This is a genomic window from Streptomyces sp. NRRL B-24484 (assembly GCF_000717715.1).
Taxonomy (GTDB): Bacteria; Actinomycetota; Actinomycetes; order Streptomycetales; family Streptomycetaceae; genus Kitasatospora.
In genome coordinates this window covers 334680-360994 of sequence record NZ_JOAI01000005.1, presented here as the reverse complement: position 1 = coordinate 360994, position 26315 = coordinate 334680, and the positions used below count along the sequence as shown (strand labels likewise).

Here is a 26315-nt window from a genome sequence, read left to right as displayed (position 1 = left end):
GCGGGCCCGGGGCGGCCGATCCGGTCGGCCTCCTGACGGACGGTCCGGGACAGCCTCCGGCAGGGTCGGCGCGCCCGTCAACGCGATTCCGCGGATCGGGCCGGGGCTCAGCCCTGCGCCAGGTGCTCCAGCGGGTCGGCGGTGAGGCCGAAGCGGTGCTTCAGGGCGCGGCGGGCGGCGTGCAGGCCGGCCATGCCGTGGACGCCGGGGCCGGGCGGGGTGGAGGCGGAGCAGAGGTAGACGCCGTCGAGGGGGGTGGCGTACGGGTCGAGGGCGGGGACGGGGCGGAAGACGGTCTGCCACAGCGACATCGCACCGCCGCCGATGTCGCCGCCGACGTAGTTGGCGTTGTGCAGCTGCTGGTCGGCGGCCGTGGTGGTGGAGCGGGCGAGGACGAGGTCGCGGAAGCCGGGGGCGAACCGCTCGATCTGCCGCTCCACCGCCTCGCTGACGTCGACCGTCGAGCCGTGCGGCACATGGGCGTAGCTGTACAGGGTGTGCATCCCGGCGGGTGCCCGGCCCGGGTCGACGACCCCCGGCTGCACCGCGAGCACGTACGGCCGCGCCGCATGGCGGCCCGCGGCGACCTCGCGCTCCACGGCGACGGTCTCCTCGCGGCTGCCGGACAGGTGCAGGGTGCCCGCCTCGGCACAGGCCGGGTCCGCCCAGGGCACCGGCCCGGACAGCGCGAAGTCGACCTTGCAGGCGGCCGGGCCGTAGCGGAAGGCGCGCAGCCTCCGGGCGTACCCCTCGGGCAGGGCGCGCCCGGCGAGGTGGAGCAGCCCGGCGGGCGTGAGGTCGAGCAGGACGGCCCGGGCGGGCGGGAGTTCGGCGAGCGATCCGACCCGGTGGCCGGTGACGACCCGGCCGCCGCGGCGGACCAGTTCGGCGGCCATGGCGTCGGCGATCGCCCGGCTGCCGCCGCGCGGCACCGGCCAGCCGACGGCGTGCCCCAGGGCGGCCAGCAGCAGGCCGGCGCCGGCCGGGGCCAGGGCGCGCGGCGGGGCGACGGCGTGGGCGGCGACGCCGGCGAGCATCGCCCGGGCGGCCGGGTCGCGGAACCGCGCACCCCAGGCCGGGGTGCCGAACTCGGCGACCCGCAGGCCCAGCCGGAGGGCCGTCAGCGGGTCGGCCGGCAGCCGGCGCTGGTCGGAGAGCGCGGCGTCGACGGTACCCTGCCAGCGGTCCACCAGCGGGCCGAACAGGGCCCGCCAGGCGCGGCCGTCGCGGCCGAGGCGTTCGACGGTGCGGTCGAGGTCCCGGTAGGCGATCCCGGCGGGGGCGCCGTCCAGCGGCTGCGCGTACGGCGCGGGCGGCTGCAGCAGGTCGACCCGGTCGGCGAGGCCGAAGGCACGGAAGAACGGCGAGGCCAGGGCCATCGGGTGGGCGACCGAGCAGAGGTCGTGCCGGAAGCCGGGCAGGGTGGTCTCGGCGGTGCGCATGCCGCCGCCGACGGTGTCGGCGGCCTCGTACACCACGGTCTCCAGGCCGGCCGCGGCGAGCAGCAGGGCGGCGGCGAGCCCGTTCGGTCCGGAGCCGACCACCACCGCGTCGACCCGGCTGCCCCTGCCGCCGCCGCCGCCACCGACCCGGCCGCCGCCGCCCGAAGTGCTGCCGGAAGCCCGCCCTGCCACCGCGCCCACGCTCCTCGTACCCGCCCGCTGACGATCCGTCCGTCCGCACTCTCGCACACCCGGGCGGTGGCCCCGCGCACCCCCGGGCGGTCGGGGGTGCGCGCCGGGCGGGCGGTGCGGCGGTCAGCCGCGGCGGGGCTCCCAGCGGAACAGCCGGCGGCCGAGGACGGCCGCGGCGGCGACCCAGGCGGCGATCATCAGCAGGGAGGGGGCGGCGTGCGCCCAGCCGTGCAGCAGGTCGAGCCGGTCCAGCGGGGCGCCGGCCCAGGTCTCGTGGCCGAAGCCGCGGCCGAACCAGGCCGTCCGCAGGGTCTCCACGACCGGGGCGAGCGGCAGCACGTGCGCGACGGGCTGCAGCCAGTCCGGCATCGAGGCCACCGGCGCGACCACGCCGCTGCCGAACATGCAGAGCAGCAGCACCGGGGTGGCCACCATCGGCGCAGTCTCCGCGCTGGGGGTGACGCCGGAGAGCGCCACGGCGAGCACCGCGAAGAGCAGGTAGCCCGCGGCCACGGTGAGCAGGAAGAGCAGCGGGTCGGCGGGCAGTTCCGCGCCGAACCAGCCGACCGAGACCGCGCCGAGCACCAGCACCTGCAGCAGCACCACGGCCCCGCCCGCACCGATCTGACCGGCGAAGATCGCCGTCGGCGGGACCTCGGTGCCGCGCAGCCGCTTGAGGACGAGGTCGTCGCGGCGGGCGACCACCCCGTTCAGCAGGTTGATGAAGGAGGTCACCAGGGCCAGGCCGATGAAGCCGACGGTGGTGTAGCCGGCCGCGTTCACCCCGGCGATCTCCTTGCCGCGCAGCGGGGCCGCGACCACCAGGTCGAGCAGCACCGGCAGCAGGAAGCCGATGAAGGTGGACCGTCGGTTGCGCCAGAACACCCGCCAGGAGAGCAGGAACTGGCCGCGGGCGTAGCGGGCCCGGCCCGGGGCCGCGGCCGATCGGGACGGGCCCGCGGCGGCGGTCCCGGAGCGGCGGGCGGCGAGTGCGCCGGCCGGGTCGGTGGTGGTCATCGTGCACCTGCCCCTTCGTGCGCCGCGCCGGTGTCGCGGCCGTCGTGCGCCAGTTCCAGGAAGACGTCCTCCAGGGAGGCGGACCGCACCTCGATGCCGTCCAGCTCCACCGACCACTCGGCCGCCCAGGCGTGCAGCGCGGCCAGCGCCGGGGCGGTCCGGGCCGCCGTGTACACCGCGACGCCGTCCGTGACGCTCGCCGACCCGCCCAGCACCTGTGGCAGTTGGGCCTCGCTGACGCCCTTCGGCAGCGGGAAGGTGATCCGGGTGCCGTGGCCGGAGAGCACCTCCTCCACCGTGCCGACCGCGGCCAGCCGGCCCTTGTCCATGATGGCCACCCGGTCGGCCAACTGCTGGGCCTCCTCCAGGTAGTGGGTGGTCAGCAGCACGGTGGTGCCGGAGGCCTGCAACTCCCTGACGATCCGCCAGGTGGTGCGGCGGGCCTCCGGGTCCATGCCGGTGGTGGGCTCGTCCAGGAAGAGCAGGTCGGGGCCGTTCAGCACGGCCAGCGCGAGGTCCAGCCGGCGCCGTTCGCCGCCGGACAGCTGGGCGACCCGGGTGCCCGCCCGCTCGGTGAGCCCGACCTGGGCCAGCACCTCGGCGGTCGGCCGCGGCCCGGTGAGGAAGGTGCGCCAGGAGTCGACCGTCTCCGCGACGGTCAACTCCTTGAAGAAGCCGCCCTCCTGGAGCATCACGCCGGTGCGCCGGCGGACCTCCGGCCCCTGCGCGTACGGGTCCAGGCCGAACACCCGGACCGTGCCGGAGCTCGGCGGGCCGTAGCCCTCCAGCACCTCCAGCGTGGTCGTCTTGCCGGCGCCGTTGGTGCCGAGCAGGGCGAAGAGTTCTCCGTGGGCGACGGTGAAGGACACGCCGCGCACCGCCTCGTAATCGCCGTAGCGGCGGTGCAGGTCCCGCACCTCCACGGCTGCCGTCCCGGGAATTCCGGAGCTGTTGGTGGATGTCATGGAATACAGCGTGAGGGGTGATGCGCGGCCAAGGCAAGAGTCCACATATAGCCAGGTCAGAAGCGGTTCAAAATGTCATGTGAGGCGGTGTGTCATTTTCCACGGGTGAATTCCTGACATCCCTTACTGTCGCGCTCCTGTGCCCCGGGTGCATATTTTTCTCGTCGCCGAGAGCGAGCCGGAGAAAAGGCCGGCGGACGAAGGCGGAGAACGGTGACCGGGCCCCGGCCGGGGTGCGGCGCCGACCATCGGAGGGAGACCACCATGGCCGAGAACGAGATCACCGAGAACGAGCAGTTCGACATCGAGGTCGAGGAGCTCGACACCGTCAACGGTGGCATCAGCGTCAGCTCGCTGGCCTGCGCCGCCTGCCCGGTCTCCAGCTTCAGCTCCGTGTCCAACTCGGCCGCGGAGACCGCCGCGGAGTAACGGGTCCTGTGCCGCGGTGGGCCCGCCCTGCGGGTTCCACCGCGGCACCCCTGTTTCCGCGCCCAACTCCGCACGCCACCGACCCAGTTGAGGAGAGCCGGGCATGGACAGCCTCCGGCACGAGCTGACGCGGTTCATCCAACAGCCCGCCGCGCAGCAGGACCCACCCGCGCTCTACCGCCGACTGCTCGCCGAGGCGCCGGTCCTCGACCTCGGCCGGGTGCACGTCGTGGCCGGCTACGAGGAGATCGTCACCGTCCTCATGCACCCCGGCACCACCGTCGACCCGACCGCCGTCGGGCTGCCCCGGGCCGGTGCCACCGCGCTCTCCCGCGTGGTCGACCGGATGCTGCCGATGCGCGACGGCGCCGACCACACCCGGCTCAAGCGGCTCGCCACCACCGCCTTCAGCGCCCGCCGGCTGGAGCAGATGCGGCAGCGGATCGAGTCCACCGCCGGGCGGATGCTCCGACCCCTTCTCGCCGCAGGCGCGTTCGACGTGGTCGCCGACCTGTCCGTGCCGCTGCCGGTCGCCGTCTCCTGCGCGATCCTCGACATCCCCGACAGCGAGCAGGACCGCGTCACCGGCTGGGCCCGCCTGGTCGCCCGCTCCCTGCTGGACGACTTCGACGGCACCGAGGGTGCCGCCCGCATCGCCGAACTCGACGCGGAGTTCGAGGAGTTCCGCGGCTACGTGGAGGAACTCTGCGCCTCCCGCGCGGCCCGGCCCGGCGACGACCTGATCAGCCGACTCGCGGCCGCCCGCGGCGAGGGCCGGCTCGACGACCAGGACCTGCTGGCCTTCGTCGTCATGCTGCTGGCCAACGGCCTGGAGACGCTCACCTCGGGACTCTCCTTCGCCGTCTGGCAGTTGCTGCACACCCCGGGGCTCGCCGAGCGGCTGCGCGAGCGGCCCGCCGACGCCGCCGCCGTCTTCGACGAGGCCCAGCGGCTCGGCAGCCCCGTCCGGGCCAGTGCCCGTGCCCTGACCCGCGAGGTGGAGGTCGCCGGGACGGTGATCCCGGCGGGCCGGGTCGTCCTGCTGCTGTACGCCGCCGCCAACCGGGACCCGCGGCGCTTCGCCGATCCCGACCGCTTCGACCCGGACCGGGCCGAACTGCGCCACCTGGCCTTCGGCCACGGTCCGCACCACTGCCTCGGCGCCCCGCTCTCCCTGATGGCGGGGGCCGCCGTCCTGCGGGGTCTCGCGGCGGCCGGCGAGCACCGTGCCCTGAGCACCCCGCTCACCGCCCGAACCGCCCCCTGGAGCACCCAGTTCGTCTTCGGCGGCCTGCGCGAACTACCGCTGCAGTGCCCGCCCCGACCGGTCCTCGCGGAGGTGGGGCAGGCATGAGCGGAACCGCCACCAGGAAGCGCGCCCGCCGCGGCGGCACGACCGCCGCACCGGCCCCGAAGCCGGCCGTGACTCCGACGCCCACCGCCGCGGGGGAGCAGGCCCCGGCCCCGACGCCCCCGCCCGAGCCCGCACCACCCGGCGCGGCGCGCACGGCAGAGCCGACCCCCGCGACCCCCGCGACCCCCGCGACCGCGGCGGCCGCCGGGCGGGCCGCGGCCGTCCTCGAACCCGGGCTGGACCAGCCGGTACGGCTGGTCGGTGCCCGGCTGTCGGCCGCCGCCGCGGCGCTGCTGCTCGCGGTCGGTGCCGGGACGGCCTGGGTGGTGCTCGGCACGCTGCCGCACACCGTGGCCCTGCCCGCAGTGGTGGCCCACGGCACCGCCCCGGCGACCGTCCGGGCCGAGCAGGCGGGCACGCTCGTCCGCCTGCTGGTGTCGCCCGGCGAGCGGGTGGCGGCCGGGCAGGCCGTGGCCGTGGTGCGCGGCACCGACGGGCGCCAGTCCGAGGTGCGGGCCGATCGGGCCGGCACGGTCTCCGCGCTGGCGGCCGGCCCTGGCGGGCTGTTGGCCCCCGGCGCGCCCGTCCTCACCCTCGACCCGGCCGGACTCCCGCTGACCGTCCGGCTGTTCGCCACCGACCCGACGCGGGCCCGGGAGCTGCGGCCGGGCCGGACGGTGCTCGTCCCCGTCCCCGGTGGGGCGCCCGTCCGGGCCGTGATCACCGCCGTCGACCCGCTGCCCGCCCGCGCCGACTCGCTGGACGGCACCCTGCCCGTCGCCCTGCCGGGCCTGCCCGCCGGTGCGGCCCCGGTCTGGACGGCGTACGCCGAACTCCCGCCCGCCGCACAGCGGTCGGCGGCGGCCCTGCCGGGCCCGCTGCCGGTCACCGTGAACCTCGACCTCGGCGCCCGCCACCCGTACCAGGCCGTGCTCGGCAAGGGGGTCGCGCGATGAGCCTCGACGTCCGGGAGACCCCGGCCGCCGCCGCTGACGCGCCCGGCCGGGCCGCCGTGCCGCAGAAGCCCGCGAAGGCCTCGCGGCGGCGCAGGCCGCGCCGGTACCTGCGCACCCCGGTGGTCCCGCAGATGGAGGAGCAGGACTGCGGCGCCGCCTGCCTCGCCGTGGTGCTCGGCGCCTTCGGCCGGCGGGTGACCCTGCAGGAGGCGTCCCGGTCCTGCGGGGTCAGCCGGGACGGGGTGAGCGCCGCCGCGGTGGCCCGCGCCGCCGGCCGGTACGGGCTGAACGCCCGCGGCCGCCGGGTGGTGCGCGCCGAGGGCCGGCTGCTCGGCCTGGAGAAGGTGCCGGTGCCGTCGATGGTGCTGGTCACCGGCCCGCACTTCGCCGTCTTCGAGGGCGTCCGGCGCGGCCGCGTCCACATCAACGACCCCTCCCTCGGCACCTACTCGGCCTCGCCCGGGGAGTTCTGGGAGTCCTTCGCCGGGATCGCGGTCGGCTTCGAACCGGGCCCGGACTTCGAGCGCGGCGGCCGCCGCTTCCCGCTGCTCCACGCCCTGACCGGCCGGATGCGGCCGTTCGCCGGCCCGCTGCTGCTCGCCGTGCTGCTGGCGGTGCTGCTGGCGGTGCCGGGGGTGGCGGCGGCGTTCCTGCTGCGGGCCTACCTCGCCTCGGTGACCCTGGCCGGCACCGCCTCCTGGGCGCTGCCGCTGACCCTGACGGCGGCCGCCGTCGCCGCGACGGTGCTGCTCGGCACCTGGCTGCAGCAGAGCCTGGTCAACCGGGTGCTGGAGGCGATGGCCGCCCGCGGCTCGTCCGGCTTCCTCTGGCGGATGCTGCGGCTGCCCGGCTCGTTCTTCCACCGGCGGCAGCTCGGCGGCCTGGTGACCCGGGTGCAGATGAACGACGGCCTGGCCGCGCTGCTCTCGTACCGGGCCGCGGGCGCCGCCGCCTCCGCCGCCGGGGCCGCCGTCCACCTGGGCGCGCTGGCCTGGCTGGAGCCCCGGCTCGTGGCCGTGCCGGTCGCCGTCGCGGTGCTGGACGTGCTGGCGCTGCGGGTCGCCGACCGGCGCCGCGGCGGTCTGGTGCACCGGCTGCACGCCGAGCAGTACAAGCGCGACGGCGTCGCCTTCGCCGGGGTGTCGGCGATCGAGACGGTCAAGGCCGAGGGCGCCGAGGACTCCTTCTTCCGCTCCTGGGCAGGCTGGCAGGCCCGGGCGATGGAGACCGGCCAGAAAGTGACGGCCGCGGTGATCGTGCCGCTGTCGCTGCCGGGTGCGCTCAACTCGGCCGCCACCGCGACCGTGGTGGTGGCGGGCACCGCGCTGCTGCTCGGCGGCTCGCTCACCCTGGGCACCCTGGTGGCCTTCCTGCTGCTGCTCAACGGCTTCCTCCTGCCGGTCGGCCAACTGGTCGGCGTCGGGTCGGAGTTCACCGTCGCCCGGGCGCAGAACGCGCTGCTGGAGGACGTGGAGACCACCGAGCCGGACCCCTTCCTCGCCCCCGTCCTCGACGCACCCGCCGAACCCGTCCGGCTGAGCGGTGAGTTGGAGCTGCAGGACGTCTCCTTCGGCTACGACCCCAACCGGCCGCCGGCGATCTCCGGCATCTCGCTGCGGATCCGCCCGGGGGAGTGGGTCGCCGTGGTCGGCACCAGCGGCAGCGGCAAGTCCACCGTGGCCCGGCTCGCCGCCGGGGTGCTCCGGCCCTGGAGCGGCCGGGTGCTGCTCGACGGGCGCCCCCGCGACGACTGGCACCGGTCCGTGGTGACCGCCCAGGTGGCTTACGTGGAACAGCAGTTGCGGCTCTTCGAGGGCACCGTCCGGGAGAACCTCACGCTCTGGGACCCGACCCTGCCCGAGGACGCCCTGCACCGGGCGCTCGCCGACGCCGAGGCCGCCGAGCTGGTGCGCCGCCGCGGCGGCCCGGACGGCGCCCGGATCGAGGAGGACGCCCGCAACCTCTCCGGCGGCGAACGCCAGCGCCTGGAACTCGCCCGGGCGCTCGCCCTGGAGCCGGCCCTGCTGGTCCTGGACGAGGCCACCTCGGCCCTCGACGCCCACACCGAGGCCGCCGTCAACGCGCACCTGCGCCGCCGCGGCACGAGCTGCCTGGTGCTCGCCCACCGGCTGAGCACCGTGCAGGCCGCCGACCGGGTGGTGGTGATCGCGGACGGCCGGATCGTCCAGCAGGGCACCCCGGCCGAACTCGCCGCCGTCCCGGGCCCGTACCGCACCCTGCTGGCCGACACCGCGCTCGCCGACACCGCGCTCGCCGACACCGCGCGCGCCGACACGCTGCTGGCCGACACCGCGCGCACCGACACCCCGCTCGCCGACCGGGCGACCGGCACCCAGGAGACCGCATGACCACCGCGACGACCCCGGCGGCCCCCGCAACCTCGGGTCCGGCCGCCACCGCCGCCGCCAACCGGGCGGCGCTGGCCGCCGCCCTCGGCGAGCTGCACACCGCGGGCCCGGCGGCCGCCGCACCGCCGCCCGCCGCCACCGAGCCGGCCGACCGGGCCCGGGCCGTCCTCGACGCGCTCGGCCTCGACCCGCCGGGCCTCCGCAGCGAGGACGGCCGGCCGCCCGCGGACCTGCCCGCCGCGGTGCGGACGGCCCGTGACCCGCTGGCCGCGCTGCTGCGGTCGGCCGGGGTGCGGTCCCGCCCGATCACCCTGCCGGAGTGCCCGGACGGGTACGGCGACCCGGCCGGGCTGGCCGGCCCGGTGGTCGGGTTCGCCGCGGACGACGGCCGTCCGATCGCGCTGGTGCCGCGCCCGTCCGGCGGCCACCGGCGGTACGACCCGGCGGGCGCCCGACCCGCCGGCCGCAAGCACCGGGTGGCGCTGCAGCGGCGGGCACTGCTGCTGTACCCGCCGCTGCCGCCCGGTGCGCTCGGTCCGGCCGGGCTGGCCCGGTTCGTGCTGGCCGTCCCGGGTGCCCGCCGGGACCTCGGCCGGCTCACCGCGGCCGGCCTGGCCGCGGCCCTGCTCGGCCTGCTGGTGCCGCTCAGCACCGGTGTGCTGCTGCCGAAGCTGCTCGCGGCGGACCGGCACCCCGTCCGCTGGCTGGCCCTGCTGCTGGGGTCGGCGGTGGCGGCGTCCTGGCTGCTGGTGCTCGTCCGCAACACGGCGGCCGTCCGGCTGACCGGGCGGGTGCAGTCCGCACTGGAACCGGCCGTCTGGGACCGGCTGCTGGGCCACGACGCCCGGTTCTTCCGCGACTTCACCACCGGCGACCTGGTGCACCGGGCGAACGCCGTCGCCCAGGCCCGCCAGGCGATGTCCGAGGTGCTGGTCGGCGCCGTGCTCGGCGCGGTGTTCGCCACCTCCGGGCTGACCGTGCTGCTGCTGGTCGACCCGTGGCTCGGCGCGCTGCTGCTGCTCGCCGTCCTGGTGGTCACCGGGCTGCTGCTGGCCCTCGGCCGCCGCCGGCAGCGGTACGAGAGCGAGGTGTTCGCCCTGCACGGCCGGCTGCAGGGCGTGCTGTACGGGCTGCTGCTCGGCATCGACAAGATCCAGACGGCGGGCCGGGAGATCCAGGCCTTCGCCCGCTGGGCGGTGCCCTTCGCCGCGCAGAAGCGGGCCGACGCCGCCGCCCAGCGGGCCGACGCCGCGGCGGGCGCGCTGACCGCCGCCCTGCAGCCGCTGCTGCTGGCGGTGCTGCTGGCGGGCGCGACGGCGGCCGGGGACACCCCGTCCGGGCACCTGATGGCCGCCGGTGTCGCGGCCGGCCAGATCGCCATGGCGCTCGGCCAGGTCACCCACGCCGCCGCCGGTGCGTACGGCATCGCCCCCGTGCTGCACCGGCTGCGGCCGATCCTCGCCGAGTCCGGACCGAGCGAGCGCCGCGGGGCGCTCGCCGACCCGGGCCCGCTCGGCGGCGAGGTCGCCCTGGAGAACGCGGTGTTCCGCTACCCGGGCACCGCCGCCCCCGCCCTGGACGGCGTCTCGCTGCACGCCGCACCCGGCGAACTCGTCGCCGTGGTCGGCCCGTCCGGCGCCGGCAAGTCCACCCTCGTCCGGCTGCTGCTCGGCTTCGAGCAGCCGGAGTCCGGCACCGTCCGCTACGACGGCCGCGACCTCGCCACGCTCGACGCCCGACTGGTCCGCCGCCGGCTCGGCGCCGTCCTCCAGCACGGCCGGATGCTGCGCGGCTCGCTGCTGGAGAACCTCGCCGGCACCGACAGCGAGGTCACCGAGGACCGCATCTGGGAGGCCGCCGAACTCGCCGGCATCGCCGACGACCTGCGCCGCCTGCCGCTCGGCCTCGGCACCCGGATCGGCGAGGACGCCCAGGGCTTCTCCGGCGGCCAGGTCCAGCGGCTGCTGCTGGCCCGCGCCCTCGTCCGCCGGCCCGCCGTGCTGCTGCTCGACGAGGCCACCTCCGCCCTCGACAACGCCACCCAGCGCAAGGTCGCCGAGGCCGTCGCCGGCCTCGACACCACCCGCATCGTCATCGCCCACCGGCTCAGCACCGTCCGCACCGCCGACCGCATCCACGTGCTCTCCGGCGGGCGGGTCACCGCCGCCGGCACGTACGACGAACTGCTCGGCACCGACCCGCTGTTCACCCGCCTCGCCCGACTCCAGGAGATGTGAGATGTCGCTCGACCTGCAGACCTGGCTCCGCCCCGCCGACGCAGCCGCCGACGAGGGTGCCGACGGCCCCGCCCGGCTGCTCCCCGGCACCGCCCGGGGCGACGAGCGGCTGCGCGCCGTGGTGGCCGCCGCGGCCTCCTTCGAGGACCGGGCCGCCGCCCGGGCGGACGGCACCGCGCACTTCGCCCCCGACCCGGACGAGGACCGGCGGACCCGCGCCGCCGCCGTCGACACCTGGCTGCGCCGCGCCGCCGGCGGCCACGGCGGCGCCGGCGTCCTGCTCGACCACCTCGCGGAGACCGGCCGGCCGCTCGGCGACGGCCTGCGCCCGGTCGTCCTCGCCGACGCGGCCGCGCTGCCGCCCTGGGCGCTCGCCCTCGCCGCCTTCCTGCGCACCCTGCCCGCCGCACCCGGCCCGGAGACCTCCGCGCCCGGCGCCCTCACCGCAGCCTTCGGGGCCGCCGCCCGGGCGCTGCTGCCCGACGGGCCCGGCGGGATCCTCGGCGTCCCGGTCACCGACCGGGCCCGCAAAGACCTGGCCGACGCCCTGACCACCCGGCTCACCGAGGCCTGCAACCTCTCGCTCTGCCACGAGCTGCAGGCCGCCACCGGCCGCCCGCGCGCCACCGACTGGGACGCCGCCGGCGGCCTGGACACCTCCGCCGAGGGCTGGCTCGCCCGGCTGGAGCGGCTGCCCGCCCTCGCCTACCTGGTCGGCACCGTCTGCCGGCAGTGGCAGCACGTGCAGACCGAGCTGTTCGCCCGGCTCGCCGCCGACCGGGCGCTGCTCGTCGAACAGCTCTGGGAGGGCGCGGACCCGGGCCCGCTCGACCGGGTCCGCGGCGACGCCGGCGACCGGCACGCCGGCGGCCGCTCGGTCGCCCTGCTGCACTTCGCGACGGGCCGGGCCGTCGTCTACAAGCCCAAGGACATGCGGCACGCCGCCGCCTACCTCGACCTCGTCCGCCGGCTCAACCGGGACCTCCCGCTCGACCTGCCGGTGCGCACCGTGCTGCTGCGCAGCGACCGCGGCGACGACGGCCACGGCGCCTCGCTCGCCGCCGACTGCGAGAGCGACTACGGCTGGGAGGAGCTCGTCCCGCACCGCCCCTGCGCGGACCGCGGCGGCTTCGCCCGCTTCTACCGGCGGCTCGGCATGACGATCCGGCTCGTCCAGCTGCTGGAGGGCCGCGACCTGTGGGCCGACAACCTGGTCGCCGACGGCGAGCACCCCGCCCTGATCGACCTGGAGTGCCTGCTCTACCCGCGGGTGCAGGCGCCGCCGGTGCTCAGCCCCGGCCAGCACGGCCTGCTCGACGAGCTGGAGTCCACCGTGGTGCGCACCGCGATGGCCTTCCAGGCGTGGACGCCCGCCAAGCACTCCGGTGCCCTCGACATCGGCTGCCTCTCCCGGGTCGGCAGCCTGGAGGTCGCCCCCGGCGTGCCCGCCCTGCCGCTGCCCCCGTACCGGCCCGTCCACGGCGACGAGACCGCCGACCCGTGGCAGTACACCGACGAGCTGACCGCCGGCTACCGCGAGATGCACGCCGCGCTGTACGCACTGCGCGGCGAACTCGCCTCCGCGGACGGCCCGCTGGCGCCCTTCCGGGGCATCTGGGTGCGCTACATCTGGCGGCACACCTGGGACGGTTACAAGATCGTCCGCGCCTCGACCAGCCCGCTCGCGCTCGACAGCGGCGCCACCCGCGAGACGGTCATCGCGGGCGCCCTGCACGGCGCCGTCACCGCCCGGGCCGGCGACCCCGGCCGCGGCGACCTGCTGGACGTCGTCCTCGCCGAACTCGACTCCTACCGCGTCCTCGACATCCCCTTCTTTCGCTCGCTCACCACCTCCACCTCGGTCTTCACCGCCGACGGCCGGGAGATCCCCGGACACTTCCAGGGCACCGGCTGGCAGCGCCTCCAGCACCGGGTCGCCGAACTCGACACCTTCGACCTCGACACCCACCTCGCCGTCCTCACCGGCTGCATCGACGCCGCCCGGGCCGGCACCGAACGGCCCGCCCCGGCCGGCGCCCGCACCCGCCGTACCGCCACCCCTGGTTCCGGCGAACTCCTCGGCCACGCCGTCGCCGTCGGCGACCGCATCCTCGCCGACCGGCGCGGGCACGGCTGGCTCGGCCAGAGCTGGTACCCCGGCACCAACCTGCGCCAGGTCGAGGTGCTCGGCCTCGACCTCGTCACCGGCACCCCCGGCCTCGCCGTGCTGCTCGCCGAACTCTGGGCCGCCACCGGCGAACCCCGCTTCCACCGTGCCGCCCTGCACGCCCTCACCACCGCCGCCGACCTCATCGACCCGGACTCCCCGCGCGGCTTCGCCTTCGCCGCCGACACCCGGCTCGCCGCCGGTGCCCCCGTCCCCGGCGGACTCGCCGGCCCCGGCTCGCTGATCCACGCCCTCGCCCGCGCCGGCGTCCTGCTCGGCGAACCCGAACTCCTCACCCGCGCCCAGGCCCTGGTGCCCGGCGCACTCGCCGTCGCCACCCCCGCCGAACCCCGCCCCGGACGCCCCGCCCGCACCCCGCAGCCCGACACCCCGATGGGCACCGCAGGCCTGCTGCTCAACCTGCTGCGGCTGCGCCGCGCCACCGGCCCCGGCCACGCGCCGACCGAGGACGGCATCCGCACCCTGGCCGCCACCGCACTGGACGCCCTCTCCGCCGAACCGGGCGAGGAGCCGGCCGACAACGGCTTCCTCGACCTCGTCCCGGCCGGCCCCGACTCGGTCGCCGCCGCCCTCGCCCGCACCCTCGGCGAGGCGCCCGGCCTGCTCGCCGCCCCCGAGACCGTCCGCGAACGCCTCCGCGGCCACCGCTTCGCCACCGCGACCCGGGCCGGCCGGCTCGCCTGCCTGGACACCGCCGTCTCGCTCGGCGCCGGCACCGTCGACCCCGCCGAACTCGGCGCCCTCACCCCGCCGGTCGGCGCCGCACAGATCGCCGGCCGTACCACCCGCGACCTGGTCGCCACCGCGGCCGAGGCGCTCACCGCCGCCGAGGCCGGCCTGCTGCACACCGTCCCCGAGGGTGCCGACGCGCTGCTGCCCGGCCCGTTCTACGACGGCCGGGAGGCCGCCGGGCTGCTCGTCGGCGAGCTGATCGCCCGCCGCGAGGCCACCGGCCGCTGGTACCCCGACCGGGCCGCCGACGACCGGATCAACCTCGGCGCCCTGGACGGCACCGCCGCCGTCGGCCTGCTGTTGCTGCGCCTGCTCGACCCCGCCACCGCCCCGCTCGCCACCCTGCGCTGACCGCCCGAGACCCGAGGGACCGCCATGTCCGACACCACCGCGATCGGCTTCAAACGCCACTACACCCCGTACGTCGTCGACGGCGAGGCCGTCTACCTGGTCTCCGAGCGCGGCGTCTCCGTGGTCGACGGCGCCCTCGCCCAGTGCCTCGCCCCGCTGCTGGACGGCACCCGCACCCCCGAGCAGATCGGTGCCGCCCTGGACGGCACCGTCCCCGCCGACAAGGTCCTCGGCGCCGTCGGCACCCTCCGCGACCGCGGCTACCTCGCCCCGGCCGGTCCCGTCGACGACCCGGCCGGCGCCGCCTACCTGGAGATGGCCGGCCTGGACGGCGCCGCCGCCTCCGCCGCGCTGCGCACCTCCCGCGCCCGGGTCGAGGTGTACGGAGACCTGGACCCGCAGCCCTTCCTCGACGCGCTCGCCGCCGCCGGCGTCACCGTCGACGAGGACGCCGGGTTCACCGTCGCCCTCACCGAGGACTACCTGCACCCCGGCCTCGCCGACCGGGACCGCGCCGCCCGCGCGAGCGGCCGCCCCTGGCTGCTCGCCCGCCCGGTCGGCTCGATCGTCTGGGTCGGCCCGGTCTTCGTCCCCGCGACCCCGGACGCCGGGCAGGACGCCACCGGCTGCTGGGAGTGCCTCGCCCACCGGCTCTCCGCCAACCGCCAGTCGCTCAGCTACCTGCAGCACCGGCTCGGCCAGGACACCCCGATCTCCACCGCCGGCGCCCACCTCGCCCCCACCCTCGGCACCGGCGCCCAGCTCGCCGCCCTGGAGGCCGCCAAGTGGCTCGCCGGGGTGCGTCCCGCGGAGCCGGTGGTGCTCACCTTCGACACCGTCCTGCTGGAGGCCGAACGCCACAAGCTCGTCCGCCGCCCGCAGTGCCCGGCCTGCGGCGAGGCCGGCCTGATGGCCGAACGCCAGCTCGCCCCCGTCGAGTTCGCCCCCCGGCTGAAGGCCTTCACCGCCGACGGCGGCCACCGCTCCGCCTCCCCGGAGGACATGCTGGAGCGCTACCGGCCCCAACTCTCCCCGGTGACGGGCGTGGTGACCTCCCTCGTGCCCGCCGCCCGCACCCCCACCGGCCTGCGGGTGTACGTTTCCGGGCAGAATCTCTCCCGGCAGAGCGGCGACCTGCGCCAACTGCGCACCGGCCTGCGCTCGGTGAGCTGCGGCAAGGGCCGCACCGACGTCCAGGCCCGGGCCAGCGCCCTCGGCGAGGCGATGGAACGCTACTCCGGCGTCTTCCAGGGCGACGAGGCCCGCCGCACCGCCAGCTTCACCGAACTCGGCGACGCCGCGATCCACCCCGCCCGCACCCTGCTCTACAGCGACCGCCAGTACGAGGAGCGGGCCCGCTGGAACGCCCGCCGCTCGATGTTCAACACCGTCCCCGAGCGGTTCCGCGAGGACGACCGGATCGAATGGTCGCCCGCCTGGTCGCTCACCGAGCAGCGCACCCGCTGGCTGCCCACCATGTCGCTGTACTACGGCTACCGGCACCGCCACGGCTTCTTCGCCGCCGGCGACTCCAACGGCTGCGCGGCAGGGACCTCCTTCGAGGACGCCGCCCTGCAGGGCTTCCTGGAACTCGTCGAACGCGACGCCGTCGCCCTCTGGTGGTACAACCGGGTGCAGCGGCCCGCCGTCGACCTGGATGCCTTCGGCGACCCGTACACCGCCGAACTCCGCGACATCTACCGGGGGTTGCGGCGCGAGATCTGGGCGCTCGACCTCACCTCGGACTTCGGCATCCCGGTGGTCGGCGCGTTCTCCCGGCGCCTCGACAAGCCCGCCGAGGACATCCTGATCGCCTTCGGCGCCCACCTCGACCCGCACATCGCCCTCACCCGGGCGCTCACCGAGATGAACCAGTTCCTCGGCCCCGTCGCCGGCGACGCCGAGGGCCGGGTCGGCTACGCCGGCGCCGACCCCGAGCAGAAGGCCTGGTGGACCACGGCCACCGTCGCCGGCAACCCGCACCTGCTGCCCGACCCCGCAGCCCCGGCCGCCGGCCCAGGCCGCTGGGCGGAACTCGCCGGCACCGACCTCGCCGACGACCTCAGGCTCGCCCGACGCCTCGTCGAGGAACGAGGCATGGAGTTCCTGGTGCTCGACCAGACCCGCCCCGACGTCGGCCTGCCGGTCGCCAAGGTGATCGTCCCCGGCATGCGGCACTTCTGGGCCCGCTTCGCCCCCGGCCGCCTCTACGACGTGCCGCTCGCCCTCGGCTGGCTCGACCGGCCGACCCGGGAGGAGGACCTCAACCCCGTCCCGATCTTCATCTGACGACGTGCGGGCCGCCGTGCTGCTCGGCGGCCCGCCCCTCCCGGAGGAGGTACTCCGCATGACCGTGACCGAACAGCTCCCGCCCGACCTCGCGGCCGGCGGCGGCCCGCTGCGCACCCTGCTGCGGCTGCGCCCGGAGGTCGTCGTCACCGCCCAGGGCGACGACCTCGAACTCAGCCACCCCTGGGGCCGCCAGCGGGTCCACGCCCTCGGCGCCGACACCGTCGACCGGCTCGCCGAACTCACCCGCACCGAGATCGACCTCGACGAACTCCCCGCCGGCGGCAGGCTGCTGCACCTGCTGCGGCGCTTCCCGTACCTGGTCACCACCACCCTCGCCGACCCGCTCGGCGTGCCGCTGGCCACCGCCGTCCCGATCGCCCGCTCGGCCGGGCTGCCCGGCCTCGGCCGGTCCGCCGACACCGCCGTGCTCTCCCGCTTCGCCTACCTGCGACGGCTGCCCGAGGAGCACGCCGGGGCCTGCGTCCTCGAATCCCCGACGGCACCCTTCCGGCTCACCCTGCACCGGCCCGCCGCGGGCGCCTTCGTCGCGGCGGTCACCGCCTCCCGCTCGGTCGACGAAGCGGCCCTGCTGGCCGGGCTCGCCCCGGCCGCCGGACGCTCGCTCGCCGGACTGCTCGCCGGCGCGGGCTTCCTCGACGACACCGCCCAGGGCGAACCCCCGCTCTGGGACTTCCACGACCTGCTCTTCCACGCCCGCAGCCGCCCGGGCCGGCACGACTACCCGAGCGGCGGCGTCTTCGCCCACCCCGAGGTCGCCCAGCTGCCGGCGATCCCCGGCACCGGCCCGCGCGAGGAGGGCGCCGGCATCGACCTGCCCGTCCCCGACTGGGACGAAGTGCTCGCCCGCGACCCGGCCCTCTCCGAAGTCCTGGAGGGCCGCCGCTCCGTGCGCACGTACGCCGAGCGGCCCGTCACCCTCGACCAACTCGGCGAACTGCTCTACCGGGTGGCCCGGGTCCGGCGGGTGATCCCCGGCGACCCGGCCGACCCGCACGGCTACGACATCGTCGACCGGCCCTACCCGGCCGGCGGCGCCACCGGCGAACTGGAGGTCTACCTCTCGGTCGTCCGCTGCGAGGGGCTGGTGCCCGGGGTCTACCGGTACGACGCGGCCGCACACCGGCTCCGCCCGCGGCCCTTCTCCGGACCGGGGGACGAGACCGCCTTCCGCGAGCTGATGACGGCGGCCTGGCGGGCGACCGGCTGCAGCGTCGACCCGCAGGTCCTGCTCACCGTGACCTCGCGGTTCGGGCGGCTCTCCTGGAAGTACAGCCAGATCGCGTACGCGCTGACGCTCAAGCACGTCGGCGTGGTCTACCAGACGCTGTACCTGGTGGCGACGGCGATGGGGCTGGCCCCCTGCGGGCTCGGCTCGGGGGACACCGACGCGGCCGCCCGCGCCCTCGGCCTGGACTGGACGGCGGAGTCCTCCGTCGGCGAATTCCTCATCGGCAGCCGCCCGTCCGACGTCCCCCGCACCGCCCACGGCTTCGCCGACATGGTCGCCGAGGCAAGGGGATAGGGCCGAGCCGAGCAGGGGCGCGGGGAGCTGCGCAATTCGGAGAAGGTGCACCTGCCGAGTCGGGCCGGCCCATTTTCGGGTCGACGCGATGTCGAGAGGTGGACCACATCCGAACCGCGCAGTTCCCCGCGCCCCTAAGTGGTTGGCCCGCAGCCTGGGTTGCGCAGTTCTCCCCCCGGCCTTCGGCCGGGAGGCGCCCCCACGCGCCCCTCAATCGATCCCCTTCAGAGCCAGCCGCGTTCGCGGGCGATGCGGATGGCGTCGCAGCGGTTGCGGGCGCGGGTCTTGGCGATGGCGGCGGAGACGTAGTTGCGGACGGTGCCGGGGGAGAGGGAGAGGGCGGCGGCGACCTCGTGGATGGTGGAGCCGCCGGCGACGTGGCCGAGGACGGTGACCTCCCGGGGGGTGAGCGGGGAGGCGTCGCCGCGGACGGCGTCGACGACCAGTCGGGGGTCGTAGACCCGTCCGCCGCGGGCGAGTTCCCGGACGGCGGCGATCAGTGCGGCCGGCGGCACGTCCTTGAGGAGGACCCCGGCGACGCCGTCGGCCACCGCACGCTGCAGGTCGGCGGTGCGGGCCTGCGCGGTGAGCAGGAGCAGGGCGGTGCCGGGTGCCCGGTCGCGGATGAGGGCGGCGGTGGCGGGGCCGCCGGGGCCGGGCAGGTCGGGGTCGAGGACGGCGACGGCGGGCCTGGTGCGGGCGGCCTCGGCGGCGGCCTCCTCGGCGGTGGGGGATTCGGCGACCACGGCGAGGTCGCTCTCCCGGCCGAGCAGGGCGCCGAGCCCGCTGCGGAACAGGTGGTGTCCGTCGGCGAGGAGGACGCGGACGGCGGTGGTGGTGCCGTGGGCGGTGGGGGCCGCCGGGTGGAGCGGGCTTTCCAGGACGGTGGTCATCCGGCTACCTCGTGGGCGTCGTCGTCTCGGTCTGCGGGTGGGGCCGGCCTGCCGGGTCGCGGGGGCCGGCGCCGGTGCGGGGCGGTCGCGGGCGGTGCCGGGGTTCGGCTCAGCCCCAGCCCCAGGTGTCCTGGTGGCCGGTGGGCAGCGGGGGGAGCGGGGTGCCGGTGGAGGTGGGCGCAGGGGTGGTGTCGCCGTCGGCGCGGTACGCGGCGCCGGTGCCGCCGGTCTGTGCGGTGGTGGCCACACCGGTGAGCACGCCGAGACCCAGGGCGACAATCGTGATGAAACGGACCTTCTGCGTCATGGGGATGCCCGATCCTCTCGCGTTCGGCTGCACCCCGGGCTGCTTCCGGGGTGCGGTGGTGTCGGGGGCGGGGTGACGGGTGGTCCGTGCCGGGCCCCGGTGGGGGCTGCTGTCCCGGTCGCGGTCCGTCGTTCCGCCGACACCATGAGAGTGGCCGCTCCGGCCGGTCCGTGTCAGCAGCCGGAGCTGGCACCACAGTGCCGTGACACCCTGAGGCCAGCTCGCCGGGCCGCCGGGCGGCGGGTGCGGACGGCGGTCAGGGACGGCTGGGCAGGACGTGCAGGCCGAGCGCGATCCACGGGTCGGCCTCGCAGCAGCGCAGCTCCCAGCCGCTCAGTTCGCCGTCCTCGGCGAGGAGTTCGCCGCAGGCCTCGCGCAGGCCGTGTTCGGCCTCCAGCAGCGACCGGGCGTCGACGAAGACCACCGCGTCCAGGGAGTCCGCGGACTGCCGGATGCGCGCGTGGCTCAGCCGGGCGGGGCCCCGGAGCCCGCGCTCCAGCCCGGCCCGTACGGCGGCTTCCACCGGTGCGCGGAGCGGCCGGCCGCTCCGCGCCGCCAGGTGGACGCGGATCGCATACACGCCCTCCAGCCTGACGGATGCACAACACCTTTGGCGGCGGCGGCCGGTGTCAGATCTCCGCATGGCAGCAACATGCCACCGCCGGTCGGCGGCCGTGGCGACGGCGCTACCGTGGAGAACGCGCGACGGGGGTCCGCGTCCGTTCACAGTTCATCCATCGGACCGTCGGGATTGCCCGCAAGAGTGTTCTGTGTTCGAGCCGGTGGCGATATGCTCGCGCCCTGTCGGATCCGCCGGTCGACCCGCTCGGGGGAGGGTGTGATGGTGTTCGCACTTCTGGTGGCGGGCTGTTGAGCGGGGTGGCGCCGATCGGCCTCGATCCGTTCGGTGAAGCCGTCTACAGAACGATGCTCCTGCACCCGGAGCTCGACACCCGCGGCATCGCGGAGCGGCTGGAGTGCGCCGAGTCCGAGGTGCGGGCCGCGCTCGACCGGCTCGCCGACCTCGCGCTGACGAGACCCACCGGCGCCAACGACCGCTGGCGGGCCGTCAATCCGGAGCTGGGCCTGGCGACCTTACTCGCCCGGCAGGAGGCCGAGGCCGCCCGCCGCCAGCAGGAGATCGAACGGAGCAGGGCCGCGATGGCCGGCCTGATCGCCGAGTACGCCAGCGTCCACGCGCCGGCGAACCAGCCCGGCATCGAGCTCATCAGCAGTCTCGACGAGGTACGCGACCGCCTCGTCCAACTCGCCTCCGACGCCGCCGCCGAGGTGCTGTCGTTCGCGCCGGGCGGGCCGCAGCCGCCGCAGGTGATGGAGGCCAGCCGGGTCCTCGACCAGGAGACCCTGCAGCGCGGCGTCCGGATGCGCACCGTCTACCAGGACAGCGTGCGCAACGACCCGGCCACCGTGCAGTACGCGCGCTGGCTGCACGGACTCGGCGGCGCCGTCCGCACGGTGCCGACGCTGCCGCTGCGGATGATCCTGGTCGACAACGCCACCGCGATCGTCCCGATCGACCCGGAGGACGCCCGGAAGGGCGCGGTGCTGCTGCGCAGCCCGGGGGTGATCGCGGCGCTGCGGGCCCTGTTCGAGCAGGTCTGGGAGCAGGCCCGGCCGCTCGGCGGGAGCGTCCATCGGGACCCGCACGGTCTCACCGCGCAGGAGCGCGAGCTGCTGCGGCTGCTCGCCGAGGGGCTCACCGACGAACGGGCCGGCCAGCGGCTCGGCGTCTCGCTGCGCACGGTGCGCCGGATGATGGCCGACCTGATGGTGCGGATGGACGCCCGCAGCCGCTTCCAGGCGGGCATCCAGGTCGCCGCCCTCGGCTGGCTGGGCGAGGCCAGCCCGCACTGACCGGCCGTCAGGCGGGCACCGCCGTGGCGGTGACGGTCTCCCGCAGCCGCAGGTGCGCTGCCCGGTCGAAGCGGCCGGCCCGCGGGGCGAGCACGGTGGCCGTGGAGAGGGCGACCGCCTCGGCGAGCACGGCGGGCCAGCCCGCCCCGGTGAGCAGTCCGGCCGCGAGTGCGGCGACCACGGCGTCGCCGGCGCCGGTGGGGTTGCCGGTCACGGCCTCGGGCGGGGCGCACCGCCAGGCGCCCTCGGCGGTCAGCGCGTACAGCCCGTCGGGGCCGAGCGAGGCGACGACCGCGCCGGCCCCGCGGCGGCGGAGATCGGCCGCGGCGGCGGGGACGTCGGTGCGGCCGGTGGCGGCGAGCAGTTCGGCGGCGTTGGGCTTGACGGCGGTCGGCCCGGCCGGGAGCGCCGCGGTGAGCGCGGGCCCGTCGGCGTCCAGCACGGTCGGCACCCCGTGCTCGCGGGCGAGGGCGACGAGCTCGCGGTAGCCGTCGCCGGGGCTGCCCGGCGGCAGGCTGCCGGAGAGCACCAGGACCCGGGCGGCGGGGAGTTCGGCGGCGACCGCGGCGACCAGCCGGCGCCATTCGGCGGGGGTGATCCGCGGGCCGGGCTCGTTGAAGAGGGTGGCGTCGGCCGGGTCGGCGACGGCGACGGTGCGGCGGGTGTCCCCGGCGACCGGCACGGCGCGGTGGGGCAGCCCGGCGGCGCCGAGGTCGGCGGCGACGGCCGCGCCCGTGGGGCCGCCGAGCGGCAGCACGGAGAGCGCGCGGTGGCCGAGCGCGGTGAGCACCCTGGCGGTGTTCACGCCCTTGCCGCCGGCCTGGGCGGCGACCGCGGCGACCCGGTGGGTGGTGTGCGGGCGCAGCGCCGGCACGGTGTACGTGACGTCCAGGGCCGGGTTCGGTGTGACCACCAGCAGCACGGTCGATCCCCCACTCTGCTCGAACATGCTCGTAGTGAGCTGTTTGTGAGCAGATTCAAGCACACTACTTGAGCAGCCGGGAGAGTCTGCGGTCGGCGAGCGTCCGCCCGCCGGTCTGGCAGGTCGGGCAGTACTGCAGCGAGGAGTCGGCGAAGTTGACGGACCGCACGGTGTCCCCGCAGACCGGGCAGCGCCCGCCCTCGCGGCCGTGCACGGCGAGCCCGGCCTTCTTCTCCGCCTTCAGGCCGTCCGCGGGCACCGCCCTGGCGTGCTCCAGCGCCTCGTCGAGCACCTGGTGCAGGGCGGCGTGCAGGGCGGTCACCTGGTCGGGCTTGAACGTGGCCGCCGTCGCGTACGGCGAGAGCTTCGCCCGGTGCGCGATCTCGTCCGAGTAGGCGTTGCCGACCCCGGCGAGCACGGCCTGGTCGGTGAGGAAGGTCTTCAGCCGCTGCCTGGCGCCGGCGGCCAGCGCGGCCAGCTGCTCCTCGCCGACGGCGAGCGCGTCCGGGCCGAGCCGGGCGATGCCGGGCACCTGGGCCGGGTCGGCGACCACGTACGCGGCCAGCCGCTTGGCGGTGCCCTGCTCGGTGACGTCGAAGCCGGATCCGTCGTCGAGGACCAGCCGCAGCGCCAGCGGTCCGCGCCGGCCGGGCGGCTTCGCGGGGAAGGACGCCCGCCGGTGCACCCAGCCGGCCCGGGCCAGGTGCAGCACCAGGTGCGGGCCGCCGTCGGTGGCGAGGTCGAGGAACTTGCCGTGCCGCCCGACCCCGGCCACCGGCCGGTCCTGCAGCGCCTGCGGCGGCGGGTCGAAGGTCTTCAGCACCTGCACCGACAGGACCTCGACGCGGGCCAGCGAGCGGCCCGCGCAGGCCTCGGTCATCCGCTCGGCGAGCGCCTGCACTTCCGGTAGTTCGGGCACCTCCCCAGTCTGGCCGGGCCCGGCCGGGGCGGCCATCGGATCGCCCGCAGGGGTGGCGGGGCTCCTCGCGGCCACCGGGCGCCGGTATCGTACGGGCGTCATCGCATCACCCAGAAGGAGCACCTGCCGAGATGGACATCGACAAGGCCAAGGCGAATTTCAGCCGGTTCGACATCAACGGGGACGGGTTCATCTCGCCGGAGGAGTACTCCAAGGTCATGGCGGAGATGGGCGACCCGTACGTGACCGTGCCGATGGCCCAGGCGGTCATCGCCAAGGCCGACACCAGCAAGGACGGCCTGCTGAACTGGGACGAGTTCTGGGCGATCCAGAAGGGCTGACGCCCGGCCGCGGGCCCGGCCGCGCACGGGGTCACCCCCGGGCGGCCGGGCCCGTGGCGTCCCGGCGGCCGGTCAGTGCCGCAGCAGCCGCCCCAGGCCCTCCCGGGTGGCGGCGACCACCACCAGGTCGCCCGCGTCGAGCTCGTGCTCCGCGGGCGGGTTCCAGCGCAGCTCGGGGCGGGCCCGGTAGGCGAGGCCGAGGTCCCGGGCGCGCCGCTCGGGTTCGGCGACGTCCAGGGCGAGCACCTGCCAGTGCCCGGGGCAGTGCGCCGCGGCGACCGTCCGGCCGGCGAGCTCCGGATGGCCGCCGACGTCCACCGCGGCGAGCAGCAGCACCTGCCGCCCGACCGCGAACGCGCCCAGCACCTGCCGGCCCATCATCGCGGAGGCGAACGCCGGCGCCGACAGGAACGAGACGCTGTGGCTGCGGGTCTCCGCCGACGGGTAGGAGTCGCGCAGCGCCCGGTACACGTCGGCGGCGAAGTCGTCGTCGAACAGGCCCATCACCACCCGCACCTCGGGATTGCACTCGCGGGCCGACAGCGCCGCCTCCAGGTTGGTGGAGTCGTTGCTCGTGAGCGCGAGCATCGCGCGGGCCCGGCCGACCCGGGCGGCCTCCAGCACCCCCTCCTGGGTGGCGTCGCCGAGCACCACCGGCACCCCGTACGCGCGGGCCCGGGCCACCCCGCGGGCCGTCGGGTCGCTCTCCACGCAGACCACCGGCAGGTCCAGCTCGCGCAGCCGGTCCAGCACCCGGCTGCCGACCCGGCCGAGGCCGAGCAGCACCACGTGGTTGGAGATCCCGCGCGGCGGGCGGCGCAGCGCCGAGGCGGCCCGGAAGGTGCCGAGCGCCTCCAGGGCGAGGGCGGTGAGCAGCGGCATCAGCAGCAGACCGCTGAGCGCGGTGAGGATCTGCAGCACCTTGCGGGCCGGGGTGTCGGCGGTGGCCGGGTCGGCGATCGCGATCACGTCCAGCACCGCGAGGTAGGCGGTGTGCACCGGGTTCTCGCCGGTGAGGGCCGAGGTGAGGCCGGCGAACAGGGCGAGCAGGGCGGTCAGCGAGCCGAGCGCGAGCCGCAGCCGCCGGGAGAACAGCGCGGCGACCGGCAGTCCGGACAGGCCGGGCAGGCGACGGCGGGGCCGCCGTTCCTCGGGGTGCCCGAGCAGCTCCAGGACGAGCCGCCGGCCCTCCGGCGGCGGCGTGGCGCCGGGGCCGGGCAGCAGCACGGGGGAGCGGCCCCGGCCGCTCGGGAGGAGGGCGAGGGTGGCCAGCTCGGTGCCGGCGGCCGGGGTGTCCGGCGGCAGTTCGGCCGCCCGCAGCAGCCGGCCGTCGACGTGCACCACGGCCGGGTGGCCGGAGACGGCGGCGGAGACCAGGGCGGGGGCGGCGGTCGCCGAGGTGGACAGCACAGTGGTGGAGGCCTCGGGGGCGGGCCCGCCGTTCGGTGTGCGGGCGGCGGCGGCCCGGTCGAGCAGCTGGCCGACCCGGCGGCCGAGCCGCCGGTTGTAGACCCGCAGCACCAGCCGGACCCCGGGGTTGAGCCGGCGGGCCCGCAGCGCGGCCTGCACGTTGGCCTGGTCGTCGGAGCCGGTCAGCGCCAGCGCCGCGGCCTCCCGGATGCCGGCCTCGGCGAGCACCGCGGTGCTCGGCTCGGCGGCCTCCACCACCCGGACGGGCAGCCGCCGTTCCTCGGCCAGCGCGGCGATCTGCGGGCTCTGGCCCTCCCGGAGGGAGCGCACCACGACGGTGACCCGTCGGCCGTAGAGCGTGGTGAGTTCGACGGCGAGCCGGAGGGCGAGGGTGTCCTGGCCGCAGACGATCATGTGCCCACCCTCGTCCGGCCGTTCGGCAGCGGCGGGCCGTTCGACCGCGGCGGGCCCTCCGGCCGGTCCGGGCGGTCCGGCCGGCTCGGTGCCGCCGTCCGCCGGGACGGTCTGCGAAGGCAGGGCGGGAACGGGCCCGGTGGTGGTGGACATGCCGCCATCCTGGCAGGACCGTGACCGTAACGCGATCTTCCTGCAGCCGCGTTGATGATTCGTCACGTTCGCACTGGTTGGTACCCTCGGACGTCTGCGACGGGGACGGGAGCGGGCATGGACGCAACAGTGGTGCCGGTGGTCGTACTGGTGGCGGCGGCGTTGCACGCGGTGTGGAACGCCCTGGCCCACGCCCTCCCCGACAAGGTGGTCGGCTTCGCCCTCATCAACGCGGCCTTCCTCGGCGGCGGCGTCCTGCTCGCCTGCCTCGCCCCGCTGCCCGACGCCCGCGCCTGGCCCTACCTGGCCGCCTCCGCGCTGCTCCAGGTGCTGTACCAGCTGCTGCTCCTGCAGGCCTACCGGCTGGGCGACTTCGGGCAGATGTACCCGCTCGCCCGCGGCACCGCGCCGTGGCTGGTGGCCGCCCTCTCGGTGCTGGTGCTCGGCCGTCCGCTCGGCGCCGCGCAGTGGGCCGGCGTCCTGGTGATCTCGGCCGGCCTGGCCGGGCTGGCGCTCGCCGACGGCGTACCGGGCCGCGCCCAACTGCCCGCCGTGGCAGCGGCCCTGGGCACCGGCGCGATGATCGCCGGCTACACCGTGGTCGACGGGACGGGCGTGCGCACCTCCACGACCGTGCTCGGCTACATCGCCTGGCTGTTCGTCCTGCAGGGTGCCGGGATGCTGCTGACCGCGGTGCTGCTGCGCGGCCCCTCGCTGTTCTGCGAGCCGGGCCCCGGCTGGGTGCAGGGCCTCGCCGGCGGGGTGCTCTCGCTCACCGCGTACGGACTCGTGGTGTGGGCCCAGGCGCACGGCGACCTGGCGACGATCGCGGCCCTGCGGGAGACCAGCATCGTGATCGCCGCGCTGATCGGCGCGCTGGTCTTCCGCGAGCGCCTCGGGGCCGCCCGGATGGCCGCCGGGGCGGTGGTGGTGGCAGGCATCGCCGTCCTCCAGCTCGCCCCGGCCTGACGAGGAGGCCGGCCCGTCCAGGGGTGACTACTCAGGGGCGCGGGG

General features: G+C 76.6%; 20 protein-coding genes. 11 read left to right on the top strand and 9 right to left on the bottom strand.

The features are described 5' to 3' along the window. Nucleotides 1-107: 107 nt before the first annotated feature. The 3 genes from IE98_RS0107225 to IE98_RS0107215 form a co-directional block, all read right to left on the bottom strand. The gene (locus IE98_RS0107225) at nt 108-1634 is read right to left on the bottom strand and encodes a phytoene desaturase family protein (protein ID WP_199922876.1); all 1527 of its coding nucleotides are present in this window, start codon (nt 1632-1634) and stop codon (nt 108-110) included. Nucleotides 1635-1757: 123 nt separating this feature from the next. After that, entirely contained in the window at nt 1758-2651 is an 894-nt protein-coding gene (locus IE98_RS0107220) for an ABC transporter permease (protein WP_030265998.1), read from the bottom strand. Then, the gene (locus tag IE98_RS0107215) at nt 2648-3616 is read right to left on the bottom strand and encodes an ABC transporter ATP-binding protein (protein ID WP_052390225.1); all 969 of its coding nucleotides are present in this window, start codon (nt 3614-3616) and stop codon (nt 2648-2650) included. Before IE98_RS0107215 ends, IE98_RS0107220 begins: the two co-directional genes overlap by 4 nt. Before the next feature lie 264 nt (nt 3617-3880). Here IE98_RS0107215 and IE98_RS48935 point away from each other — a divergent pair, with 264 nt between their 5' ends. The 8 genes from IE98_RS48935 (at nt 3881) to IE98_RS0107175 (ending at nt 18067) form a co-directional block, all read left to right on the top strand. Beyond that, nucleotides 3881-4045, top strand: coding sequence for a hypothetical protein (locus IE98_RS48935; RefSeq protein WP_159400845.1), 165 nt, complete (start codon nt 3881-3883; stop codon nt 4043-4045). Nucleotides 4046-4148: 103 nt separating this feature from the next. After that, nucleotides 4149-5399 carry a cytochrome P450 gene (locus tag IE98_RS0107205; RefSeq protein ID WP_030265994.1) on the top strand — a complete coding sequence of 417 codons (1251 nt, stop codon included), beginning with the start codon at nt 4149-4151 and terminating at the stop codon, nt 5397-5399. Further along, complete coding sequence (locus IE98_RS0107200) at nt 5396-6355, top strand: HlyD family efflux transporter periplasmic adaptor subunit (protein ID WP_030265991.1); 960 nt, start codon at nt 5396-5398, stop codon at nt 6353-6355. The genes IE98_RS0107205 and IE98_RS0107200 overlap by 4 nt, the downstream gene beginning before the upstream one ends. Next, nucleotides 6352-8724 carry an ATP-binding cassette domain-containing protein gene (locus IE98_RS0107195; RefSeq protein WP_052390224.1) on the top strand — a complete coding sequence of 791 codons (2373 nt, stop codon included), beginning with the start codon at nt 6352-6354 and terminating at the stop codon, nt 8722-8724. The genes IE98_RS0107200 and IE98_RS0107195 overlap by 4 nt, the downstream gene beginning before the upstream one ends. Next, a complete protein-coding gene (locus tag IE98_RS0107190; protein WP_052390223.1) occupies nt 8721-10961 on the top strand; it encodes an ATP-binding cassette domain-containing protein in 2241 nt (746 codons plus the stop codon). Before IE98_RS0107195 ends, IE98_RS0107190 begins: the two co-directional genes overlap by 4 nt. A 1-nt stretch (nt 10962) precedes the next feature. Beyond that, nucleotides 10963-14232 (top strand): DUF4135 domain-containing protein, encoded by a 3270-nt coding sequence (locus IE98_RS0107185; RefSeq protein WP_030265983.1) that lies wholly within the window; start codon nt 10963-10965, stop codon nt 14230-14232. Nucleotides 14233-14256: 24 nt separating this feature from the next. Next, a complete protein-coding gene (locus IE98_RS0107180; protein ID WP_030265981.1) occupies nt 14257-16521 on the top strand; it encodes a TOMM precursor leader peptide-binding protein in 2265 nt (754 codons plus the stop codon). A 58-nt stretch (nt 16522-16579) separates the two neighbouring features. Next, complete coding sequence (locus IE98_RS0107175; RefSeq protein WP_159400844.1) at nt 16580-18067, top strand: SagB/ThcOx family dehydrogenase; 1488 nt, start codon at nt 16580-16582, stop codon at nt 18065-18067. Between the two features lie 224 nt (nt 18068-18291). Here IE98_RS0107175 and IE98_RS0107170 read toward each other — a convergent pair whose 3' ends face one another. The 3 genes from IE98_RS0107170 to IE98_RS0107160 all read right to left on the bottom strand — a co-directional run bounded on the left by IE98_RS0107170 (nt 18292) and on the right by IE98_RS0107160 (nt 19847). After that, the gene (locus tag IE98_RS0107170) at nt 18292-18960 is read right to left on the bottom strand and encodes a response regulator transcription factor (protein WP_078660820.1); all 669 of its coding nucleotides are present in this window, start codon (nt 18958-18960) and stop codon (nt 18292-18294) included. 109 nt (nt 18961-19069) lie between these two features. Next, nucleotides 19070-19267 carry a hypothetical protein gene (locus IE98_RS0107165; protein WP_030265971.1) on the bottom strand — a complete coding sequence of 66 codons (198 nt, stop codon included), beginning with the start codon at nt 19265-19267 and terminating at the stop codon, nt 19070-19072. A gap of 256 nt (nt 19268-19523) precedes the next feature. Beyond that, on the bottom strand, nt 19524-19847 hold the full coding sequence (locus IE98_RS0107160; RefSeq protein WP_030265969.1) for a hypothetical protein: 324 nt from the start codon (nt 19845-19847) through the stop codon (nt 19524-19526). Nucleotides 19848-20194: 347 nt separating this feature from the next. Here IE98_RS0107160 and IE98_RS0107155 point away from each other — a divergent pair, with 347 nt between their 5' ends. Beyond that, nucleotides 20195-21142: a LuxR C-terminal-related transcriptional regulator gene (locus tag IE98_RS0107155; protein ID WP_052390246.1), complete on the top strand. Its 948-nt coding sequence runs from the start codon at nt 20195-20197 to the stop codon at nt 21140-21142. Between the two features lie 7 nt (nt 21143-21149). Here the strand turns inward: IE98_RS0107155 and IE98_RS0107150 are convergent, their stop codons facing one another. Together IE98_RS0107150 and IE98_RS0107145 are read right to left on the bottom strand one after the other, a co-directional pair. After that, the gene (locus IE98_RS0107150) at nt 21150-22064 is read right to left on the bottom strand and encodes a 1-phosphofructokinase family hexose kinase (RefSeq protein ID WP_030265962.1); all 915 of its coding nucleotides are present in this window, start codon (nt 22062-22064) and stop codon (nt 21150-21152) included. Between the two features lie 64 nt (nt 22065-22128). Beyond that, nucleotides 22129-22983 carry an Fpg/Nei family DNA glycosylase gene (locus IE98_RS0107145; RefSeq protein WP_030265959.1) on the bottom strand — a complete coding sequence of 285 codons (855 nt, stop codon included), beginning with the start codon at nt 22981-22983 and terminating at the stop codon, nt 22129-22131. A 131-nt stretch (nt 22984-23114) separates the two neighbouring features. Here IE98_RS0107145 and IE98_RS0107140 point away from each other — a divergent pair, with 131 nt between their 5' ends. Continuing rightward, the gene (locus tag IE98_RS0107140; protein ID WP_030265957.1) at nt 23115-23324 is read left to right on the top strand and encodes an EF-hand domain-containing protein; all 210 of its coding nucleotides are present in this window, start codon (nt 23115-23117) and stop codon (nt 23322-23324) included. Between the two features lie 72 nt (nt 23325-23396). On the opposite strand, the gene IE98_RS0107135 is transcribed toward IE98_RS0107140, so the two are convergent. Continuing rightward, the gene (locus IE98_RS0107135; RefSeq protein ID WP_324605752.1) at nt 23397-25301 is read right to left on the bottom strand and encodes an NAD-binding protein; all 1905 of its coding nucleotides are present in this window, start codon (nt 25299-25301) and stop codon (nt 23397-23399) included. 117 nt (nt 25302-25418) lie between these two features. On the opposite strand from IE98_RS0107135, the gene IE98_RS0107130 reads away from it, so the two are divergent. Beyond that, nucleotides 25419-26270 carry an EamA family transporter gene (locus IE98_RS0107130; RefSeq protein WP_030265953.1) on the top strand — a complete coding sequence of 284 codons (852 nt, stop codon included), beginning with the start codon at nt 25419-25421 and terminating at the stop codon, nt 26268-26270. Nucleotides 26271-26315: the final 45 nt, after the last annotated feature.

What these genes read in the sequence shown, in the direction of transcription:
- IE98_RS0107130 (WP_030265953.1), top strand. Translation starts at nt 25,419, where the DNA reads ATGGACGCAACAGTGGTGCCGGTGGTCGTACTGGTGGCGGCGGCGTTG.
- IE98_RS0107165 (WP_030265971.1), bottom strand. Translation starts at nt 19,267, where the DNA reads ATGACGCAGAAGGTCCGTTTCATCACGATTGTCGCCCTGGGTCTCGGC.
- IE98_RS0107200 (WP_030265991.1), top strand. Translation starts at nt 5,396, where the DNA reads ATGAGCGGAACCGCCACCAGGAAGCGCGCCCGCCGCGGCGGCACGACC.
- IE98_RS0107205 (WP_030265994.1), top strand. Translation starts at nt 4,149, where the DNA reads ATGGACAGCCTCCGGCACGAGCTGACGCGGTTCATCCAACAGCCCGCC.
- IE98_RS0107180 (WP_030265981.1), top strand. Translation starts at nt 14,257, where the DNA reads ATGTCCGACACCACCGCGATCGGCTTCAAACGCCACTACACCCCGTAC.
- IE98_RS0107195 (WP_052390224.1), top strand. Translation starts at nt 6,352, where the DNA reads ATGAGCCTCGACGTCCGGGAGACCCCGGCCGCCGCCGCTGACGCGCCC.
- IE98_RS0107140 (WP_030265957.1), top strand. Translation starts at nt 23,115, where the DNA reads ATGGACATCGACAAGGCCAAGGCGAATTTCAGCCGGTTCGACATCAAC.
- IE98_RS0107170 (WP_078660820.1), bottom strand. Translation starts at nt 18,960, where the DNA reads ATGACCACCGTCCTGGAAAGCCCGCTCCACCCGGCGGCCCCCACCGCC.
- IE98_RS0107220 (WP_030265998.1), bottom strand. Translation starts at nt 2,651, where the DNA reads ATGACCACCACCGACCCGGCCGGCGCACTCGCCGCCCGCCGCTCCGGG.
- IE98_RS0107190 (WP_052390223.1), top strand. Translation starts at nt 8,721, where the DNA reads ATGACCACCGCGACGACCCCGGCGGCCCCCGCAACCTCGGGTCCGGCC.
- IE98_RS48935 (WP_159400845.1), top strand. Translation starts at nt 3,881, where the DNA reads ATGGCCGAGAACGAGATCACCGAGAACGAGCAGTTCGACATCGAGGTC.
- IE98_RS0107175 (WP_159400844.1), top strand. Translation starts at nt 16,580, where the DNA reads ATGACCGTGACCGAACAGCTCCCGCCCGACCTCGCGGCCGGCGGCGGC.
- IE98_RS0107185 (WP_030265983.1), top strand. Translation starts at nt 10,963, where the DNA reads ATGTCGCTCGACCTGCAGACCTGGCTCCGCCCCGCCGACGCAGCCGCC.
- IE98_RS0107135 (WP_324605752.1), bottom strand. Translation starts at nt 25,301, where the DNA reads ATGTCCACCACCACCGGGCCCGTTCCCGCCCTGCCTTCGCAGACCGTC.
- IE98_RS0107155 (WP_052390246.1), top strand. Translation starts at nt 20,195, where the DNA reads ATGCTCCTGCACCCGGAGCTCGACACCCGCGGCATCGCGGAGCGGCTG.
- IE98_RS0107215 (WP_052390225.1), bottom strand. Translation starts at nt 3,616, where the DNA reads ATGACATCCACCAACAGCTCCGGAATTCCCGGGACGGCAGCCGTGGAG.